The 19,009-nt window shown below is 63.6% G+C and carries 20 protein-coding genes; 10 read left to right on the top strand and 10 right to left on the bottom strand.

Annotated features, from left to right (window positions below; translation table 11 throughout):
- Positions 1–81: 81 nt before the first annotated feature.
- The gene (locus GV818_RS24310) at positions 82–753 is read left to right on the top strand and encodes a TetR/AcrR family transcriptional regulator (RefSeq protein WP_161777752.1); all 672 of its coding nucleotides are present in this window, start codon (positions 82–84) and stop codon (positions 751–753) included.
- Between the two features lie 12 nt (positions 754–765).
- On the opposite strand, the gene GV818_RS24315 is transcribed toward GV818_RS24310, so the two are convergent.
- On the bottom strand, positions 766–1,632 hold the full coding sequence (locus tag GV818_RS24315) for a LysR family transcriptional regulator (RefSeq protein ID WP_161759863.1): 867 nt from the start codon (positions 1,630–1,632) through the stop codon (positions 766–768).
- Between the two features lie 95 nt (positions 1,633–1,727).
- Between GV818_RS24315 and GV818_RS24320 the strand changes: the two genes are divergently transcribed.
- On the top strand, positions 1,728–2,276 hold the full coding sequence (locus GV818_RS24320) for a DUF4865 family protein (protein ID WP_161759864.1): 549 nt from the start codon (positions 1,728–1,730) through the stop codon (positions 2,274–2,276).
- An 85-nt stretch (positions 2,277–2,361) separates the two neighbouring features.
- Here the strand turns inward: GV818_RS24320 and GV818_RS24325 are convergent, their stop codons facing one another.
- Positions 2,362–4,314: a bifunctional diguanylate cyclase/phosphodiesterase gene (locus GV818_RS24325; RefSeq protein WP_161759865.1), complete on the bottom strand. Its 1,953-nt coding sequence runs from the start codon at positions 4,312–4,314 to the stop codon at positions 2,362–2,364.
- Between the two features lie 151 nt (positions 4,315–4,465).
- Positions 4,466–4,735, bottom strand: coding sequence for a CbtA family protein (locus tag GV818_RS24330; protein WP_161777753.1), 270 nt, complete (start codon positions 4,733–4,735; stop codon positions 4,466–4,468).
- Positions 4,736–4,947: 212 nt separating this feature from the next.
- Here GV818_RS24330 and GV818_RS24335 point away from each other — a divergent pair, with 212 nt between their 5' ends.
- Together GV818_RS24335 and cobF are read left to right on the top strand one after the other, a co-directional pair.
- Complete coding sequence (locus tag GV818_RS24335; RefSeq protein WP_161777754.1) at positions 4,948–5,511, top strand: histidine phosphatase family protein; 564 nt, start codon at positions 4,948–4,950, stop codon at positions 5,509–5,511.
- A gap of 98 nt (positions 5,512–5,609) precedes the next feature.
- Complete coding sequence (gene cobF, locus GV818_RS24340) at positions 5,610–6,365, top strand: precorrin-6A synthase (deacetylating) (protein WP_161759868.1); 756 nt, start codon at positions 5,610–5,612, stop codon at positions 6,363–6,365.
- Between the two features lie 255 nt (positions 6,366–6,620).
- Here the strand turns inward: cobF and ftrA are convergent, their stop codons facing one another.
- Positions 6,621–7,640, bottom strand: a complete 1,020-nt coding sequence (ftrA, locus tag GV818_RS24345; RefSeq protein WP_256679528.1) for a transcriptional regulator FtrA — start codon at positions 7,638–7,640, stop codon at positions 6,621–6,623.
- Positions 7,641–7,744: 104 nt separating this feature from the next.
- Between ftrA and GV818_RS24350 the strand changes: the two genes are divergently transcribed.
- The 4 genes from GV818_RS24350 to GV818_RS24365 all read left to right on the top strand — a co-directional run bounded on the left by GV818_RS24350 (position 7,745) and on the right by GV818_RS24365 (position 10,954).
- Positions 7,745–8,179 carry a rhodanese-like domain-containing protein gene (locus GV818_RS24350; RefSeq protein WP_161777755.1) on the top strand — a complete coding sequence of 145 codons (435 nt, stop codon included), beginning with the start codon at positions 7,745–7,747 and terminating at the stop codon, positions 8,177–8,179.
- A 365-nt stretch (positions 8,180–8,544) separates the two neighbouring features.
- Positions 8,545–9,324, top strand: coding sequence for an ABC transporter substrate-binding protein (locus GV818_RS24355; protein WP_161777756.1), 780 nt, complete (start codon positions 8,545–8,547; stop codon positions 9,322–9,324).
- 118 nt (positions 9,325–9,442) lie between these two features.
- The gene (locus tag GV818_RS24360; protein WP_161777757.1) at positions 9,443–10,555 is read left to right on the top strand and encodes a succinylglutamate desuccinylase/aspartoacylase family protein; all 1,113 of its coding nucleotides are present in this window, start codon (positions 9,443–9,445) and stop codon (positions 10,553–10,555) included.
- Between the two features lie 18 nt (positions 10,556–10,573).
- The gene (locus GV818_RS24365) at positions 10,574–10,954 is read left to right on the top strand and encodes a hypothetical protein (protein ID WP_161759873.1); all 381 of its coding nucleotides are present in this window, start codon (positions 10,574–10,576) and stop codon (positions 10,952–10,954) included.
- A 2-nt stretch (positions 10,955–10,956) separates the two neighbouring features.
- Here GV818_RS24365 and GV818_RS24370 read toward each other — a convergent pair whose 3' ends face one another.
- Positions 10,957–11,757: a hypothetical protein gene (locus GV818_RS24370; protein WP_161777758.1), complete on the bottom strand. Its 801-nt coding sequence runs from the start codon at positions 11,755–11,757 to the stop codon at positions 10,957–10,959.
- A gap of 144 nt (positions 11,758–11,901) precedes the next feature.
- On the opposite strand from GV818_RS24370, the gene GV818_RS24375 reads away from it, so the two are divergent.
- On the top strand, positions 11,902–12,618 hold the full coding sequence (locus tag GV818_RS24375) for an alpha/beta hydrolase (protein WP_161759875.1): 717 nt from the start codon (positions 11,902–11,904) through the stop codon (positions 12,616–12,618).
- 13 nt (positions 12,619–12,631) lie between these two features.
- Here GV818_RS24375 and GV818_RS24380 read toward each other — a convergent pair whose 3' ends face one another.
- From GV818_RS24380 to GV818_RS24400, 5 genes are all read right to left on the bottom strand, one after another.
- The gene (locus GV818_RS24380; RefSeq protein WP_161759876.1) at positions 12,632–13,210 is read right to left on the bottom strand and encodes a hypothetical protein; all 579 of its coding nucleotides are present in this window, start codon (positions 13,208–13,210) and stop codon (positions 12,632–12,634) included.
- Between the two features lie 217 nt (positions 13,211–13,427).
- Positions 13,428–15,230 carry a B12-binding domain-containing radical SAM protein gene (locus tag GV818_RS24385; protein WP_161759877.1) on the bottom strand — a complete coding sequence of 601 codons (1,803 nt, stop codon included), beginning with the start codon at positions 15,228–15,230 and terminating at the stop codon, positions 13,428–13,430.
- 29 nt (positions 15,231–15,259) lie between these two features.
- A complete protein-coding gene (gene yddG, locus GV818_RS24390; protein ID WP_161759878.1) occupies positions 15,260–16,174 on the bottom strand; it encodes an aromatic amino acid exporter YddG in 915 nt (304 codons plus the stop codon).
- A gap of 100 nt (positions 16,175–16,274) precedes the next feature.
- The gene (locus GV818_RS24395) at positions 16,275–17,051 is read right to left on the bottom strand and encodes a helix-turn-helix domain-containing protein (protein WP_161759879.1); all 777 of its coding nucleotides are present in this window, start codon (positions 17,049–17,051) and stop codon (positions 16,275–16,277) included.
- Positions 17,052–17,155: 104 nt separating this feature from the next.
- Positions 17,156–17,938, bottom strand: coding sequence for a hypothetical protein (locus GV818_RS24400; RefSeq protein ID WP_161777759.1), 783 nt, complete (start codon positions 17,936–17,938; stop codon positions 17,156–17,158).
- 545 nt (positions 17,939–18,483) lie between these two features.
- Here GV818_RS24400 and GV818_RS24405 point away from each other — a divergent pair.
- Positions 18,484–18,993 carry a chalcone isomerase family protein gene (locus tag GV818_RS24405; protein ID WP_178125096.1) on the top strand — a complete coding sequence of 170 codons (510 nt, stop codon included), beginning with the start codon at positions 18,484–18,486 and terminating at the stop codon, positions 18,991–18,993.
- The last annotated feature ends 16 nt before the right edge of the window (positions 18,994–19,009 follow it).

Below are 19,009 nucleotides of genomic sequence, written 5' to 3' on the forward strand. Positions count from 1 at the left end.
TGTACACTTGTGTCAATTAAATCGACATTGGTGAACATTCGACCCTTGCGAGGCGCGTTTGCAGCGACTAGGATTCGCTACATGAACAGTCCAGCCACCCGCTCTAAAACAACTGCCAAGGCCGATAAAGGCTCCCTGCAAGCCTGGCTCGACGCCGCCTACGAAAGCCTCAAGGAGTCTGGAGTGGATGCGGTGCGGGTCATGCCCCTGGCGAAGAAACTCAACCTGTCGCGGACCAGTTTCTACTGGTATTTCGAGGACCGCGAAGCCTTGCTCGAAGCCCTGATCGGGTTGTGGAAGAGCAAGAACACCGACACCTTGCTGGCCCACGCCGAGGCCTACGCCGAGTCCATCACCGAGGCGATCCTCAACGTCTTCGATTGCTGGCTGAACCCGACCTTGTTCGACTCGCAGTTCGAGTTCGCCATGCGCAGCTGGGCCTTGCAGTCGGCCGAGGTGGCGCTGCAGTTGCAGAAGGCTGATGAGCAGCGGGTGCAGGCCTTCAAGCGCATGTTCGAGCGCTTCGGCATGAGCGAGGACGCCGCTTTCACTCGGGCCCGCTGCATCTACCTGACACAGATCGGCTACATCAGCCTCAAGACCCAGGAAACCACGGTGCAGCGCATGCGCTACATCCCGGAATACCTGCGCATCTTCACCGGCGAGGAGCCGCAGCCCCGGGAGCTGGAGCGTTTTTACCGACGCAATGGCCTGTGCCTGGAACCGCTGGACGGCATGCCGTCTCCCGCTTGAAGCGCCGGCTGCTCAGCGCGCCAGAGCCCCACGAAAGGCCGCGCTGAGGGCGCGCAACGTGTCCCGGGAGCGGCCATCGGTGGGTCGTGCATGCAGCACCACTTCGCTCATTGGCAGTGTCGGCAAGCCCAGGTGTTCAGCCACGTCCACCGTGCCCGGTGGCGCCACGCGATGGGCCAGGGCGGCAACCCCGAGACCGGCGCTCACCGCAGCCCCCACGGCCAGCACGCCGCCACCGATGAACACCTCGATCCAGGGCCAGCCGGCGTCATCCAGGGCCTGCACCGCCAACTGCCGCACGCCACAGGGCGCGGCCAGGGTCGCCAGGCGCAGCGGGTTGCCGGACTGATGCTGCCAGGTGGGCGCGGCGAACCAGCCAAACCCTTCCACCACCAGCACTTCGCCATCTGCGCGGCGGCCTTCGTTGCGCACGATCACCGCGTCCAGTTCACCGCGATCGAAGCACGCGGTCAGCTCCCGGGACGAGTCGATGCGTACCTCGATCAGCAACAACGGGTCATAGGCGGTAATGCGTTGCAGCAACTGCGGCAGGTCAGGGCCGGCCACATGGTCGCTGATGCCCACCTGCAAGCGTCGGGGCGCGGCGTTCTGCAACTCCCCCAGGGCACGCTCATGGGCCCGCAGCAACTCCCTGGCGGCGTGGATGAACTGCGCGCCCGCCGGGGTCAGCCGCACATGGCGCGGGGTGCGCTCCAGCAGACGCTGGCCGAGGCGTTCTTCGAGGCGCTTGAGCTTGAGGCTGATGGCCGCCTGGGAGGTGTCCAGAGCCTGGGCCGCCCGGGTGAAACTGGCGAAATCGGCAATCAGCACAAAGGCCTGCACGGTATCGATATCCAGAGGCTTGGCGAGCTCTGACATATTCAATCCTTATCACAGATATATTTATCAATATCTTGTGGTAATCATTGGGGCTGCGCAAGCTGGCCACGCCTTTCAGCCAACGGAGTGACGCCATGTTTGCCAAACAGTATTGCCACCGCCTGCCTGCCGATTACCCGATGTCGATCATTCGCCAGCGTGCCGCCGAGCGCGGGCCGCTGTGGGATCGGGTCGAGGGCCTGGTATTCAAGGTATTTGCCGGGCGCGAACGCGGGGTCCATGGGGCCAGCGAGAACCTCTATGCCTCGCTCTACCTGTGGCAGGACGCAGCCGGGGCCGGAAAATTGCTGATGGGCCCCGGCTTTCAAGGGGTCATCGATTCCTTTGGTCGTCCGCACATCGAATCCTGGCTGCCCCTGGACTGGCGCCGGGGGCCGGCGCAGCAGGCCCTGAGCCTGTATCGCGAGGTCCAGGCCATCGAGCCAGGGGCGGACCGCCAGCAACTGTTGGCGGCCGAGGTGCAGCGCAATCAGCAACTGGCGGATGCTCCCGAGACCTTCGCCGTGTTCCTGGCCCTGGACCTGCAAGCCTGGCAGCTGCTGCGTTTCAGCCTTTCGGCGCAGCCCCCTCAACCGCGTCCGGGCGTCGAGTGCTATGAGGTGCTGTACCTGGCGCAGGGCTGATGTGCAATCGATCCGGCACGGCTAACGCCGTTGCTGGGGATCTTGCCGAGACCCGGCAGCGCCTTGCTCCTGGCGTGCGCCGGTTTCAGCTTGCGCGATCGCTGTCGGAGCATTCGGCGGCGATTCCCAGTTCGATCAACTCGGCCAGGGGCACCGCCGGGGAGAAGAAATAGCCCTGGGCACAGTGGATGCCGATGCCCTGGAGAATGTCGATCTGCTCCTGGGTCTCGACCCCTTCGGCGGTCAGTGTCGCCTCATACAGGCGGGCGCTTTGCAGGGCGATGGAGACGGCAGTGCGCATGCGTTCGTAGTGCAGCAGCGAAATCATCGAGTGGTCGATCTTCACTTCGCCGAAGGGGTACTTGGCCAGGATGCTCAGGGCCGAGTAGCCGGTGCCGAAATCGTCCAGGGCCAGGATCACTCCGTGATCCTTGAGCAAAAGCATGTTGTACGCCACTTGCTGGGTGTCTTGCAGCAGGGTGTTTTCGGTCAACTCCAGGGCCAGGCGCCGGCCCGGCAGGCCGGCCTCTTGCAGGCGCTGGATCAGCCGGGTGGCAAAGTCGACAGCACTCAGGGTGTCGGCCGAGACATTGACTGCCAACGGTCCCGACAGCCCGGCGCGCTGGTAATCCTGGGCGTCGCGGATAACCGCTTCGATGGTCGCCCACTCGAAGGCCTGCAACAGCTCCTGATGGCGCACCACATCGAGAATCAGCAACGGCGAAATTGCTGCGCCCTGGCCATCCCTGGCGCGCAGCAAGGCCTCGGCGCCGATCACCGTGCGCTGGCGCAGGCAGAATTTCGGCTGGTACTGCAAGGGCGGATTGTCGTAACGCAGCCAGTCCTGCAATTGCTGGCGAATCAGCTCTTTGCTTTGGGCCTTCTCGAGCAGTGACCGATGCAGGTAGTGCACCGCCTGGCGATGGTCTTGCAGGGCCAGGCTGATGTTGCGCAGGGTGATGTTGGCGCTGCCGCCGGCGCAGGCGTCGATCACGCAGAATTGCAGCTTGGGGCTCAGGCCGCCGTCCCCTGCCAGGCGGGTTTGCAAGGTCATCTGCAGGGAGGCAATCAGCGTCGACTCCTCGATCAACTGCAGCGAGCGGTCCGGCAGGTCCAGGGCCAGGCTCAGGGTGGAGAACATGAACAGCCTGGGCGCGGCGCTGGTTTGCAGGACCTGGCTCGAGGCACCGCTCTGCAGCTCCTGCGCGAGGCGGATCAGCAGGTGATCAGTCCAGTCATGGCCGTGGATCGCCACCAGGTCCTTGAGGTTGGTGATCTGGATCACCAGCAGGCTGTGGCCACCGCGCTGGTTGGCGGGTTGCTGGTGCAGGTACTCCAGGTGGTTGCCCAGGGCCCGGCGATTGGGCAGTTGGGTGATCGGATCGGTCACCGCCTGCTGGAGCAGGCGGTGCTGGGCCTGTTGATAGCGCGCCTCGCGGCGCAGCATGGCGAATATGAGGATGAACATGGGCAGCGACAGCAGGCTCGACAGCAGGCGCAGGGACAGCAAATGGGCAGTGACGCTGGAGTCGACAGTGCCCATCCAGGCAATTACCTGCATCGGCGCGATGGCGGCGCCGACCCGTACCAGCAGCACCAGGCTGATACCCCTGAGGTTCAGGGCGCACAGGTCGCGCGATTGGAACCAGCGATGCAGGGCAATGCCGCCAAGGGTCATCAGGCTGAAACTGAACAGCGCTTCTTCAAACTGCAGGGGCCCGGCAATCCAGTAGCGGGCCAGGGCCACCAGCATCAGGCAGGCGGTTGCGCCCCACCAGCCGCCCAGCAAGCCGGCGAGAAACAGCATGTCGTTGCTGAGGAATACCTTGGTTGGCGTCTGCATGAATTCAGAGGCCAGGGCAATCAACGCGACGTTGCTGGCGCCGAGGATCAATCCCAGGAGCATCTTTTGCGATTTGATCAGGCGCTGCGCGTCTTGGCGCAGCATCAGCAGGGTGCTGAGGATTCCCACCATGGCCACGTATTGCAGGAGCACGATGGGCAGCAGTGAGGTGTTGAGCGCAAGGTCGAGAGACATGAGCTCCCACATATCGCTGTGCATGGTTCTTGGGCTACCTGGTCGGATCGATGCGTGGGGATCTTGACGAGAATAGGGGAGGCGGGCTTGGCGGGCCTAGAAGAAAAGTCCTGTCTTATGCTTGGATTTTTCTTGTACTGAGGTAGCGGGCTCAGCCCTTGAGGCGGGCATTGTCAGTGCTGCGCGGTTGCAGCAGCTTGCGCTCGGCCAGCCAGCCGAAGCTCAAGCCCGGGGTGGTCCAGAGCACCACCTGGATGCCCAGGGACGCGACCCTGAATTTCCACAGCAGCACCGCCGAAAAGTGCTCCGGTACTTCGTTGATGGTGGGGAACAAGGCCTCGGCGATCGCCCAGGGCAGGACGTCGCCCAAGGCAATGCCGGGCAGGGAAAGATCGCTCTGCGTGGTAGCGCTACAAGCCATTGGAACCTCCAGGGATGACGCGTCCCGGTGCGGGGTACGAGGATCGAAACAAGGTCTGGCTTACGGCGAAAAGGCCGAATACAGTGGCGCGACCGCGCCGGATTGACACCGGCTTGCCGTTTCGAAATGAATGTTCAGTGCGACTGCGACAAAGCGTTACATCTGCCCCGGCGTTGTACGCTTCCCTACCGCTAACACCAGAGTGATGCCCCGTGCAGGCCACCCGTTTGACCCTGATCTGCCACGCCCGTACCGTCGCGCAGAAGCTGGCGCGTTTCCCCCAGGACGAACCGCTGGAGCTGGATTGCCAGGCGCTGGCCCTGAGCCGGGCCGCGGCGTTCAAGCGCTCGACGCCGGTGCTCTGTGGCCCGGAGTTGCGCAGCCGGCAGACTGCCGGGCTGTTCAGCTCCGCCCCAGAGATACAGGCGGCCTTGCGCGACTGCGCCTTTGGCGCCTGGCAGGGCGTGCGCATCAGCGAGCTGCAACAGCAGCAGCCCGAGGCCTTGCAGGCTTGGCTGGAGGACCCTCACCGCGCCCCACCGGGAGGCGAGTCGGTCGCCGAGCTGTGCCAGCGGGTGGCGCAGTGGCTGGAAGAAATGGCCCGGCGTCCGGGGCATTGGCTGGCGGTGACCCACCCCTTCGTCATCCGCGCCGCGTTGCTGCACGCGCTGCAAGCGCCCCTGGCCAGCTTCAACCTGATCGATATCGAGCCCTTGTCGCGCCTTGACCTGAGCCACGCCGGCCGCTGGCGCCTGCGCCTGGATGGCCGTGACTGAGCAGTTGCACCAACCTTGGCCGCCAGACACACAAGCGTTTATCAGCACTGGAAAGCCGCCCATACTTGCCCCCGGCCCAGCAACGAGAACCTGCCCTCATGAAAACCCTCCTGGTCATCGGCATCGGCGCCGGCAACCCCGACTACATCACCGTCCAGGCGATCAAGGCGCTGAACCGCAGCGACGTGGTGTTCCTGATGGACAAGGGGCCGAGCAAGGACTCGCTGATCGACCTGCGCCGCGAACTGTGCGAGCGCTACATCACTGAGCGGCCTTATCGTTTCGTCGAGGCGCAGACCCCGGAGCGCCAGCGTGGCGAGGTGGATTACCGGGACAGCGTCCGGGCCCTCAACCACGCCAAGCAGCAGATCTTCGAACGGCTGATCAACGACGAATTGGCAGACGGTGAAACCGGCGCCTTCCTGGCGTGGGGCGACCCGGCGCTGTACGACAGTACCCTGCGCATCCTGCAGCAGATCCTGGCCAGCGGCGCGGCGCAGTTCGACTACCAGGTGATCCCCGGGATCACCAGCGTCCAGGCCCTGGCCGCCCAGCACAAAGTGCCGCTGAACCGCATCGGTCGTTCGCTGGAGATCACCACCGGGCGGCGCCTGGCGGCGGGCCAGGCCAGCGATGCCGACAGCCTGGTGGTGATGCTCGACGCCGAGGATTCCTACCGCCAGTTGCGTAGCCAGGACCTGGACATCTATTGGGGTGCGTACCTGGGCACGGCGAATGAAATCCTCATCAGCGGCCGCCTCGACGAAGTGGCTGACGAGATCCGCCGTGTGCGCCTGCAAGCGCGCGAGACGCATGGCTGGATCATGGACACTTACCTGCTGCGCAAGCCCTAGGCGCGAGCTCATGCCAGCGCGATAGCAAATTTCCAATCGTTCAATGCGCGGCATCGGATCGTCGCCAACGATGAATGGGGACGTCGGCCCGTAGCGGCGGGCGGCCAGTCGGAAGCGGCCCTGCTTGAGGTCGAAGGCCAAGGTGTCGCGGTGGCCGCGGTCAAGTAGGCGTCCCTGGGCGTCGGTCAATCGCCTTGCTCTCAGGCGGGGCGACAATCTGCAGTGGAGTGTGTTTGTCGCTTGCTCCGGATCCGCCTAGGCAAGCTCCTCTGGCCCCCTGGACGGGGCTTGCAGAGCCCTCGCAGCGACAGGGGGCCTGGCTCGGCCGAAGCGCTCGCGATAAACCGAGGGCGGCAGGCCTACCAGGCTGCGAAAGGCCACGCGAAAGCTTTCCACCGAGCGATAACCGCAGCGCAGGGCGATGCTTTCGGTGGTTTCGCTGCCGCTTTCCAGCAACTCCCGGGCCCGGGCCAGGCGCTCATGCTGCAGCCAGGCCTTGGGCGTGGTCCCGGTGGCGTCGCTGAAGCGCCGTAGAAAAGTGCGTTCACTCATCAGTGCCTGAGCCGCCAGATCGCTCACCGCCAAGGGTTGGTGCAGGCGTTCCCGGGCCCATTGCATGACCCGCGACAGGTCGCTGCGCGGGGTGCGGCTGACCGGCGCCGGAATGAACTGTGCCTGGCCACCGGTGCGCTGGGGCGACATCACCAGGCGCCGGGCCACGCTGTTGGCCACCTGGGTGCCGAAGTCCCGGGCCACCAGGTGCAGGCAGGCATCGATCCCCGCCGCGCTGCCGGCGGAAGTGATCAGTTGCCCTGAGTCGACATACAGCACGTCCGGGTCCACCCGGATAGTCGGGAAGCGCTCGGCCAGTTCCTCTGTGTAGCGCCAGTGCGTGGTGGCGCCCAGGCCGTTCAACAAGCCGCTGGCGGCCAGGGCGAACACCCCGGAACAGATCGACAGCAGCCGTGCGCCGCGATGGTAGGCCTGGCGCAGGGCCTCCAGCAGTTCCTGCGGTGGCGCCTGGTCGCGGTTGCGCCAGCCGGGAATGATGATGGTGCGGGCCTGCTCCAGCAGTTCCAGGCCACCGTCGGTCAATACCTGGATGCCGCCCATGGCGCGCATCGGGCCTTGATCCACCGCGACAATGCACTGCTCGTACCAGGGGAAATCGAACTCCGGCCGGGCCAGGCCGAAGATCTCCACGGCGATGCCGAACTCAAAGGTGCAGAGGCCGTCGTAGGCCAGGATCGCAACCAAGCCTGGGTGATTGTGCATTTGGCGGAAAGTTACCAGTCAGTGTCCGGGTCGCCACTTTAGCGCCAGGGGGCAGGGCGGATAAAGTCCTTCCCACCCCTACCGCGAGTTTTTTGGAGACGCCTATGACCAGCCTGGTCCGCAGTATTGCCGCCGCCCCATCAGCCATTGCCCTGATGCACTTTGCCAACCGGTTGAGCTTTGAAACCGATTGTTCCGACGTCTACAGCAGCCAGCAGGCCGGTGAGCTGGACTTTGTCCTGCTGGATGTACGCAGCCCCGAGGCCTTTGCCCGTGGGCATGTGCCCGGGGCACTGAATATGCCCGGGCGCTTGCTCGACGCCGAGTGCTTGGCGGGTTATTCCCGGGGCACGTTGTTCGTGGTGTATTGCGCCGGCCCGCACTGTAACGGCGCGAACAAGGCGGCGGTGAAACTGGCGGCCCTGCAATACCCGGTGAAGGAGATGATCGGTGGCATCACCGGCTGGCTGGATGAGGGCTTTGCGCTCAGCGTCGAGGTGGCGCGCGCCGAGAGCGTGACGGTCTCCTGCGCCTGTTGAACGGCGTGATACCGCTCGCCGCTGCCGCAGGCGGCCATCGGCTGAGGTCGCGTTCGACACACAGGGCCTTGTGCGTCGTTGGGATTGCTGCACGGCAATCGTCCGAACGCGGCCCAAACCTGCGGTGGCGGGGCAGGGCAGCGGTTGCAAACGTGCCCCGTTTTGCAGCTTGTGTCGGGTTTTCGGGGGTAAATGCACCCCCTCGGGGCACCGGCCCAAAACCCTGATCGCGGCTGCATATTTTCTATAAGTATTTGTCGCTTAAACACAATCTGCTTCCCGGGAGCCGCTCTAGACTGCTGGCCACTTCGATTTCCCCACAATCGAATTCTGCCAATAAAAGTCTCCGGCTCCTGGAGTTATAAATGAACAAGTTTGTGCTGTTCGGTGCCCTGGCACTGTCGCTGTTTTCCTTCACCGCTACGGCCGACGAGGCCAAGCCGATCCGCATCGGTATCGAAGCCGGCTACCCGCCGTTCTCGATGAAGACCCCCGACGGCAAGCTCACCGGTTTCGACGTTGACCTGGGCAACGCCCTGTGTGAGCAGATGCAAGCCAAGTGCACCTGGGTCGAGCAGGAATTCGACGGCCTGATCCCGGCGCTGAAAGTGAAGAAGATCGACGCCATCCTGTCGTCCATGACCATCACCGACGATCGCAAGAAGAACGTTGATTTCACCATCAAGTACTACCACACCCCGGCACGTTTCGTGATGAAGGCCGGCACCACCATCAAGGACCCGCTGACCGAGCTCAAGGGCAAGAAAGTCGGGGTGCTGCGCGCCAGTACCCACGACCGCTTCGCCACTGAAGTACTGGTTCCGGCCGGCATCGAGCTGGTGCGTTACGGCTCCCAGCAAGAAGCCAACCTGGACATGGTTTCCGGGCGGGTCGACGCACTGCTGGCGGACTCGGTCAACCTCGACGACGGTTTCCTGAAAACCGACGCCGGCAAGGGCTTCGCCTTCGTCGGTCCCGAGTACAACGATCCGAAGTACTTCGGTGGCGGTGCCGGTATCGCCGTGCGCAAGGGTGACAAGGCGCTGGCCGAGAAATTCAACAGCGCCATCACCGAGATCCGTGCCAACGGCAAGTACAAGCAAGTGCAGGACAAGTACTTCAACTTCGACGTCTACGGCGAGTAACACGCTGGGGTAAAACCCGCTGGAGTTAAAAAAGGCGGCGCCGGGGACCCGGTCGCCGCCTTTTTTGTGCGCCACTGTTTTATTCTGCGCCACGCCTTTTTTGATCCCTGGAGCTGCCATGCAACGCATCGACCATTCCCTGCCTTGGGGGCACCTGGGCACTTCGCGCCAGCTCAGTGTGTTTCGCTTCGGCAGTGGCAGCCGCAAGGTGTATATCCAGGCCAGCCTGCACGCCGATGAGCTGCCCGGCATGCGTACTGCCTGGGAGCTGAAGCAGCGCCTGGCCGAGCTGGAACAGCAGGGGCGTTTGCACGGCGTGATCGAACTGGTACCGGTGGCCAATCCCATCGGCCTCGACCAGCACGTGCAGGGCAGCCACCTGGGCCGCTTCGAACTGGGCAGCGGCAAGAACTTCAACCGCGGGTTTGTCGAGCTCAGCGGCCCGGTGGGCGACCTGGTCGGCCAGCAACTGGGCAACGATGCGCCGGCCAACGTCGGCCTGATCCGCCGCACCATGGTCCAGGTGCTGGACCAACTGCCGGCACCCGCTTCGCAGTTGCAAGCCTTGCACCGCTTGCTGCTGCGTCATGCTTGTGACGCTGATATCACCCTCGACCTGCATTGCGACTTCGAGGCGGCGATCCATCTTTATGCCTTGCCTCAGCATTGGCCGCAGTGGCAGTCCCTGGCGGCGCGGTTGCAGGCCGGCGTGGCGCTGCTGTGTGAAGACTCCGGGGGCAGCTCCTTCGACGAATCCTGTTCGTCGCCCTGGCTGCGCCTGGCCCGGGACTTTCCCCAGGCGGCAATCCCCCCGGCCAACCTGGCCACCACCCTGGAGTTGGGCAGCATGGGCGATACCCAGGTGCCGCAGGCCCGGGCCAACTGCGAGGCGATCCTCGGCTTTCTGGCCGAGCAGGGGCTGATCAGTGGTGAGTGGCCGGCAGCCCCGCAGGCCTGTTGTGAAGGCATGCCGTTCGAGGGCACCGAATACCTGTTCGCCCCGCACCACGGCGTGGTCAGTTTCCTGCGCGATGCCGGCGAATGGGTGGAGCAGGGCGATGCCGTGTTCGAGGTAGTCGACCCCTTGAGTGACCGAGTCAGCACCGTGCGTGCCGGTACCAGCGGCGTGCTCTTTGCCCTGGACCGCGGGCGCTACACCCAGCCGGGAATCTGGCTGGCCAAGGTTGCCGGGCGCGAAATGATTCGCGCTGGCAAGCTGATCAACGATTGAGCCCAGGCCGCTTAGCCCATGCCCCGACTGTCCCTGTGCATCCGCCTGCTGTTCGCCCTGTGCCTGCTGGCGGCCACCTTCAACCACCTGCGCGCGGCCTTCGACCACGGCCTGCTCTGGGACTACGGCTACGGCGCCGATACGCTCCTGGCCAGCCGCGCCTTCTGGGGCTCGCTGACGGTGTTCGATCCCCTGGCGGCGCTGCTGTTGTGGCGGCGTCCGCGCCTGGGGCTGCTGCTGACCCTGGCGATCATCCTGCTGGACGTACTGCACAACAGTTTCTACGTCGCGGCCCACGGGCAGTGGCGGGAAACCTTCTACCTGTCCCAGGTGGGCTTTCTGCTGCTGGTGCTCCTGCTGCTACCGCTGGCCTGGCGCGGTCTGCCGGCCAGGGGCTGAGGTCAGCGGGCCTGGCGGTCCATGGCGTCGAACATCACCCCGAGGCTGATGGGGTCCAGGCAGTCTGGGGCCAGGGCCCGGGTTTGCTGGAAATAGCCCCGGGCCGGCGGATTCTCGATATCGTCCTTGATCGCCAGCAGGTAATAACCGTCGGCTTGAAACTGTTCCAGGCTCAGCAGTGCCGGGGTGTAGAGGTCTTTCAGCGTGGCCAGTGGCCGCTCTGGCTCGATTTTGGGCATCGCCCATTGCTTGAAACAGAACGAGTTGCGGGCCGGCAACGGGTAGTGGTCCGCGTAGGGGTCGGGCTGCTCCAGGGCCTTGAGCAGTTGCGCCCGCAGACGCAGCAGTTCGGGATCATTGAATTTGAAGCGCTGGAACGCCGTCTCGCATTCGCGCATCAGCATCACCGCAGCGGCCAGCAAACCCTGGTCGGTGGCGCTCTGGTACAGCGCGCAGGCCTGGGCGTGTTGTGCCGTGTAGTCATGGCCGGACAAGGTCTTGCGGCCTTCCTCCAGGTTGGCCAGCAGGTAAGTGGCGACGCCATGACCCGCGGCACTGGCTTGGCGCAACTTGCCCTCGTAGATCTGGACCTGCGGCATAATCTGCTGCATGGCCTGGATCGACGCCTCACGGTCCATCTGACCCTGTTGTTCCTGCTCGATCAACAGTTCAAGCCGTTGCTGGTTGTCCTCGGCCATGCGCATGGCCTGCTGGAAGGTCGCCTCGGTCTCGGCGGTCGGTGCGGCCTGTACCGGGGCGCACAGGCCCAGGCCCAGCAGCAGGGTTGAAAGGCGCAGCTTCAATGGCGCTTCCTCCTTGAATGGCCGCGCAGGATACGTCGCCCCAGGGCAATCGGCCAGTATGTGGGTGATGATCCTTCGAGGCGGTCGATGCTAGGCTCTGGCGATCCATTTTCCGTCTCTCCCCCCTTTGATAAGGAGCAGGACATGATCCGCTACCTGGCGCTGTTGGCGTTTTTCGCCGTGCCTTTTGTCCACGCCGACACCCCGCTGCGCGACGATCTGCCGCTGCGCTACCTGGAGCAGGCCCCCAGCGATACCCGCAACCAGCCGTTGGTGATTTTCCTGCATGGCTACGGCAGCAACGAAGCTGATCTGTTCGGCATCTGCGAGCGTTTGCCGGCGACTGACACCTGCCTCTCGGCCCGGGCCCCACAGACCCTGGAGGAGGGCAGCTACCAGTGGTTCCAGCGCAAGGGCCATGGCCCTTACGACGGCGTCACTGAAGAGTTGGCCAGCAGCGCCAGACTGATCGGCCAGTTTGTCCGGGCGGCGGTGGCCAAGTACCACACCCAGCCGGACAAAGTGGTGCTGGTGGGCTTTAGCCAGGGCGCGGTGATGGCCTATGAAGTGGGCCTGCGCCATCCGCAATCGGTACGGGGGATTGCGGCGTTGAGCGGGAAGATCCTCCCGGTGCTGGCATCGGAAGTTAAGGACAACCCGACCTTGCAGCGCCTGGGGATCTTCATCGGCCATGGTACCGACGATCAGCGCCTGCCCTTCAGTGACGGTGAGGACGCCAGCGAGCTGCTGCAAGCGTTGTCATTGAAGCCGCAGTTCCATGCCTACCCGGGCCTGGGCCACAGCATCAGTGTTGCGGAGATCGACGAACTGAATCACTGGCTGCAGGGGCTCAACCCCTGAGCCGACGATCCATTCACTGGCCGAGGATCTGCTTCATCAGCGCCGCGTGGCCGGCCTTGTCGGCGGCGCGGGAGATCACCTGGATCACTGCCACATGAGTGCCGGAGCCGGCGATCAGGGTCGAATTCAGGGTTTGCCCGCCACCCTGGGTCGCGGTGCTGTCGATCTGGCGCACGCCGAGGCCCTTGAGGGTCATGCTTTTTTCACTCTGCTTGCTGAAATCCGGCAGGGCCGCGGCCTGTTGCGAGAGAAAGCCGCTGACCGCCTGATCGAGAAATTCCGGGTCGTTGTCCTTGACCTGCACGCCGTTGGGAATGCTGTTCTGCGCGGCGATCACCACGGTCTTGGTGCTGGCGTTGGAGTACAGGGTGCCGCTGGCGCCCTCGGTGCCGTTGGCCTCGCTGCCGGCCGACAGGGCGGAGGCGCTGAAGCCCTTGGGCAGGGTGAAGGCGAGCTTGCCGGCGAGCAGCGAGACCTGCTCCCCCGGTGTCTGCTTGGCCGTGGATTTACTGGCTGCAACGGCGTTCAGGGTGCCGAGGCCCGCCACTGCGGCGAATATCAGGACCAGGGCTGTTCTAGCGAAGGATGACATGCACAATCTCCGGGCATTGGATCAAAGGCGCGCATCATCCCACGGCCGTCACAGCCTGCTCCAGCGAGATTTTTCGTGGTGGACCAATGGCCAGTGGGAGCCTGTTGCAGGTGCTGGCTGGCCAGCGAAGGGGCCGTGAGAGGGTCTTCGCCGGCAAGCCGCTGCCTGCCGTCAGAGGGGCGCCAGCGCTTGAGTCGGATCTTTCTATTCTTGGCGCTCAGGCATCCACCGGCCAAGTGCCGCGGCGGACCATTTCCCTGACCCGGTCGGCGCCGTTGGCCCGCACCAGAAGTTCCAGCCTGGCCTTCTCGATGTCTTCGGCGCTCCATGAGTCGGTGGCCATCGTGGCCTTTTCATGGGACCAGCCATTGTCGTAGTGACGCACTACATATTGCTGCTGGTACTCCCACATCTCAGTGCCGGGAATCGGCGTCACGATGAACGGGTTGGCGTAGGCCATGCCGGCACCCATCAGCGTGACCGCGTAGTCGGTGGTTCTTTCGATCAACTCCAGGCTTTCAATGAACGGCTTGGCCCCCGGGCTGGCCGGCGGGTTGACAAAACCCAGCATGAAACCGCCGGTCACTTGAATGCCGTGCTCGGTGAACATCTCGATGATTTCAAAGGTGGCTTGCTGGATCGCGTTGAAGCGCGATTTGTTCGAATTGATCAGGCTGTCTTCGTTGGCACTCTCCACCGCCAGGTAGATGTTGTAGCAACCGTTCTCGGCAATTGAGCGAATGAACTCGCGGGCAGTCAGGCCGCCCTTGATCGCCGCGATCACATTGCGGTACTGCGGGCTTTTCAACTCCTTGTCATCCAGCTCAGCGAGGAAGCGTTCCCCCTGGTGCAGCAGCACCAGGTTGAACAGACTCAGGCCTCCTTCCTCGACCCAGGGCAGGTTGTGTTTCTTCAGCAGGCGGCCGACCTCCATGGCGTACAGCGGATCGTGCATCAGGTGGTCGTCCTCGATCAGCACCTCGGTCACCCCCTGGCTGACCAGGTCCGCCAGGTGCAGGTCGAACCAGTCCAGGCCCAATGCACGCCAGGGGCCGTTGATCTTCGGTATGTAGCAGAAGTTACAGTTTACGTTGCAGCCGATGGTGGAGAAGATCTGCGCCCAGGCACCGTGTTTGTGTACTCGCGCGCCTGAGGAGTGATACGGCTGCAGGTAGTGGTTCATGTCCAGGAAGCTGAAGTCTGGCAAGGGCATGACTCCCAGGCGCTCTTCCAGGTCCTGGCGCGCGGGTACGATGCTCAGGTAGCTGGATTTGCGTGAAGGACGGATCAATTGTCCCTGCTGGCCGCGATAGGCCACCCCCGGAACGCCATGGATGTCGGCACCCGGGTGGCTCAGGGCATCGAGCAACAGGGTGAAGGCTCGATCGGCTTCGTTGATCAGTACAAAGTCGAAGGCCGAATCCAGCAGGGCGTTTTGCCAATCACCGCTTGAATGTGCACCACCGGTCACCAGTACCAGGTTGGGGTCTATGGACTTGACCAGGTCGGCCAGTGCCCGGGCGTTGCCCCATTGCACGGTGTAGTTGCACTGGATACCAACGATATCGGGTTGCGCTGTTTCAATGATCTTGCGCATCTGGTCATCGGTCAGGCCGTAGCGCACCAGATGCCCCTGGTCCACGTCCACCAGTCGTGATTCCTGTTCCCAGCCGGCGAAGGGCGCATCGATGATCTGCACGTCGTAACCGGCCCGCCTGGCGACGGTGGCGATACGCAGTAGGCCGATGGGGGTTCCGGCGCGCTTCATCACTTCAAAGGTGTCGATGCCGATGTCGGTAAATGCGCTGCCTTGTGGCGCCGGTTCGATCAGGCGCGTGTAAGGCGGGACAAACAACAGCACGCGGGGGGCTTCGCCATGGGCGCGTCGACGTGTTGCGCTATGGCTGGTGGTCTGAGACGGGTTGCCCAGGAACTGAAGAGTCGCCCGGGTGGGGGCCACCGAAAACCTTGGGGCAGCACGATCGAGCCTCGCAGCTCCTTCGGAAGCAATCAGGTGCATTTTTTTAGGTTCCTTGCAGGCAGAGAGAGTCAGGCGTGGGGCGCGCGTTGGCGTGTGGTGGCAAGCACTGCGCCGGCGATGATGAGTACCGCGGGTATCAGCAGGATCGGGCTGGCGTGGGTCTGGCCGACCAGAATCAGCAACAGGGTGGAGAACAGTGGCGCGAGATAGGACAGGGCGCCGAGACTCGCCAGGTTGCCGTGCTTGGTGGCGTGATCCCAGGCGAAGAACGCCAGGCCAACCGGGCCCAGGCCGAGGCCGATGATGGCCGCCCATTGGCTGGAATCGGGCTGGATCGTGGTTTCGAAGGCCAGGTGACAGAGCAACCCGGCCACGGCCACCAGGCCGCAGATGCCGCCGATGATGCTGCTGGGGACGTTGTTGAAGCGTCGATTGACCACCGAATAGCTGGACCACACCAGCGCGCAGAGCAACGCCGCGGCATAACCGGCGACTGGCATTTCGGCGACGCTGGCCTGTGACCGTTGCAGCATGATGAACGCGGTTCCGGCGAGTCCCAGGATCGCGCCCAGCAGCTGCCGTTGGCGCAGCGCCTGGCCGCCGGCGACGCCCGCCAGCAACACGATCAGGAGGGGCCAGAGGTAGGCGATCAGGCTCGCCTCGGCAGGGGGCGCGGCCTTGAGGGCGAAAAAATACAGGGCGTGGTAGGCAAAGATGCCCAGGAAACCTGTCGCCCAGACTTTCCAGGGCTGGCGCCAGCCGTGAAACCCTGCGGCACCACGCAGGCCGAGAATGCCCAGGCTGGCGAGAAAGGCCACGGCAAAGCTTAACGCCAGCAATTCAAAAGGCGGAATGCCCGAGGTAAAGGTGGTGAGCAAAGCCAGGCAGGACCACAGGAATACCGCAATCACGCCAATCGCCGTTGCGGAACCGGCGCTCCTGATAGTGGTGGTTGTCTTGGAAGGTGTTGTCGTGTGTGTCATGAGCCCCGTCCGATGAGCATTTCGGAACGGGGATGATAGAAAGGATGGTCAGGCGAGTATTGATCGGTGCTGCCGGATATTTGTTCCAGACTGCAGGTTTTCAGTAGGCCCTGGAGCACCTTCGCGCGGATGCCGGGGTCAAGTCATGGCTTTTCTTCAGCGCATGGTTCAACGCGCTCTGGTCGGCGTAGCCCACCCGGTGGGCGATATCGGTGATCGACAATTGAGTGTCGCGCAGCAGATCCATGGCCAGGTTCAAGCGCAAGCGAGTCACATGCGCGAAAGGGGTGGTTCTCAGGTGCTGCTCGAAGAGGATGTACAAGCGTCGTTCGCTGGTGCCCGAGATGCGGGCGATCTCTGAGGCGGTCAGGTGGCTGTCGAGGTTGTTTTCGATATGGGTCAGAGCCCTGGCCAGGGTGAATTGCCCATGATCGGGGGTGTTGCTGTGGGGTTGTACCAGGGACGACATCAGCAAGGTGCTCCAGGACTGAGCGACCTCGGGTGAACTGGTCAGCAACGGCGCGCTGCGCGTCGCGTAGTCAAGCAGATGACGGATCTCCGGCCTCACCGGAAAGAAGCTCTTTTCATTCAGCCGCTTGATGGTTTCTGCTTCAGTGTTGTGCGTACTGGCAGACGGAAGGGGTACATCGAGTACCAGGAAGGTATTGGTGGTATTGGCGGAAAAGGCGTGGGGGGCTCCGGCGGGAATGATCACACCCTGGCTCCAGTCGACTTTGCCGCCGCGGCCATCGACCTCTATTTCCATCGAGCCGGACTGCGGTAGGACTATCTGGTGGTAGTCGTGATCATGCAGTTCGACCTGACCTGAGTAAGATCGCAGGGCCAGTGAAGCCTTCTGTGTATCCGTATTGCCCATCACGCTCTTCCGTAAGACTAATTGTGCCTGATGCATGATGCATGAGTGCTTGAGCCCTGCGCCAGTGTCTGGTTGCCAGGGCGAGCGGTCATTTCATGCCGCGCTCAACGACGCTGTTCGGCCTGTGCCTCACCCGTGTGCTGAAGCAACAAGTGCTTGCTCAACAGCAACACCAGCATCGACACCGCCACCCCCAGCATAAAAGCCCCCAGCCCCATCCTCGGCAGGGCCAGCGCCAGCACCAGGCAGAACGCCGCGAAGGAATACAGGCCGGTGGTCAGGGCGCGCAGCAAGACGGTGGTGAAGGCCACCCCGTGACTGCGATGGGAGAACACCGCCAGCACGCTGCCGAGCACCGGGAACACCGCGAGCATGCCGCTCCAGCGTTCGCCAACGGTACTGGCCAGCAGGGTCACGGCCAGGGTCAGCAGGGCACCGGCGAGCATGCGGTATGGCAGTTTGTCGGGCTTGGCGGCGGAGCTGGTGGGCAGGGTGCCTACCCGGGGAAACGCCCGGGGTGCCAGCAACAGGGCGCTGGCGGCGCAGAGCAGGGAGAAGCCCAGGGACGCCGGGAACTGGGCGATGACCGCCGCCAGCAGCACCCAGACCAGGCAGGCGATGCTCAAGGCGCCGGGCCAGGCCAGGGTTTGCGCGGCATGGCAGTAGGCGACGCTGAAGGCGACCATGGCGAACAACGCAGACAAGGCCGCCACCGCCGCATGGGTGGCGAACAGCGGGCCTTGTTCCAGGGCAAGAAACAGCAGGATCGGTCCCACCACCACCGGAAACCCGGCCAGCCAGCCCGCGACATTGGGGCCCCAGCGCTTGCTCGCCAGGGAGATCAACAGCAGGAATCCTGGAACCGTCAGCAGTTTCAACAGCAGCATGGGCGCACTCGGCGGATGAACGGTGCGCCACGCTAGCATCCAAATGCACCGTTGGCGCGTATCTAGGGGCAATCCAGGGCTGGAAGATGAATTTCAGTCTGGCTTTTTCTTGTACCTGGACAGGGCAGCTGAATGGTTTTTGTATAAGTTTTTTCACAGGGAAGGATTTTTTTCGGCAGTTAGTTGTACAAAAATAAATTATTCGTATAGGTTTTTATGTGGGGTGGTGTTCAACCTGACCAGGACGTTGCTTGGTTAGCGGCCACCGCTCCCGCCCTTTTGGACCTGAGGTCAAGCCCAAGTTGAACAGGGGCTGGGTCAGTTGAGTAATCGGCCACCTTGGGTCCGCCAATTCCTGGCGCCGGCAGGCCTCTGTCTGCCGCGCCAGCCTGTTGGAGACCCGCGCCATGCACGATCCTCTCTCCGGGCATTGCCACCGGCTGCTCCAGAGCCTCGGTAAAGACCCGAACCGTGACTCCCGCAGCGCCAGCCCGGTGTTTGCTCCGCTGCTGCGCAGGTATCCCTGAATGAATCACACAGCGCGGCTGACGGCGGTTCGCTGGATGTGGCTGCTGGTGCTGTTCAGCGCCACCGCCAGCGCCGGCTGGCAACAGGCGCTGCCCAACGCCCAAGTGCTGGGCAGCGGGGAGTTCAGCTGGTTTGGTTTCAAGGTCTATAGCGCGCGGCTCTGGGGCACCGCCAAGCCACTGGCGGCCGACAGCCCCTTTGCCCTGGAACTGACCTACCAGCGCAACATCAGTCGCGACGAACTGGTGCAGACCAGCCTCGATGAAATCCAGCGCCTGTCCGGCGCAAACGTCAGCGCGGCCCAGCTCAAGGATTGGCAGGCGCAGATGCAGCAGGCCTTTGTCGATGTCGAGCCGGGCCGGAAGATCATCGGCGTGTTCTTGCCCGGTCGCGGCGTGCAGTTCTTTGTCGACCAGCGCTTGCAGCACACGGTCAACGATGAGGCTTTCGCCCGGGCGTTCTTCGCCATCTGGCTCGACCCGCGCACGCGCAATCCGCAATTGCGTACCCAACTGCTGGGCCAGTAACGGCTGCGGCGCAGGA

Source organism: Pseudomonas sp. Fl4BN1, assembly GCF_009908285.1.
Lineage (GTDB): Bacteria > Pseudomonadota > Gammaproteobacteria > Pseudomonadales > Pseudomonadaceae > Aquipseudomonas.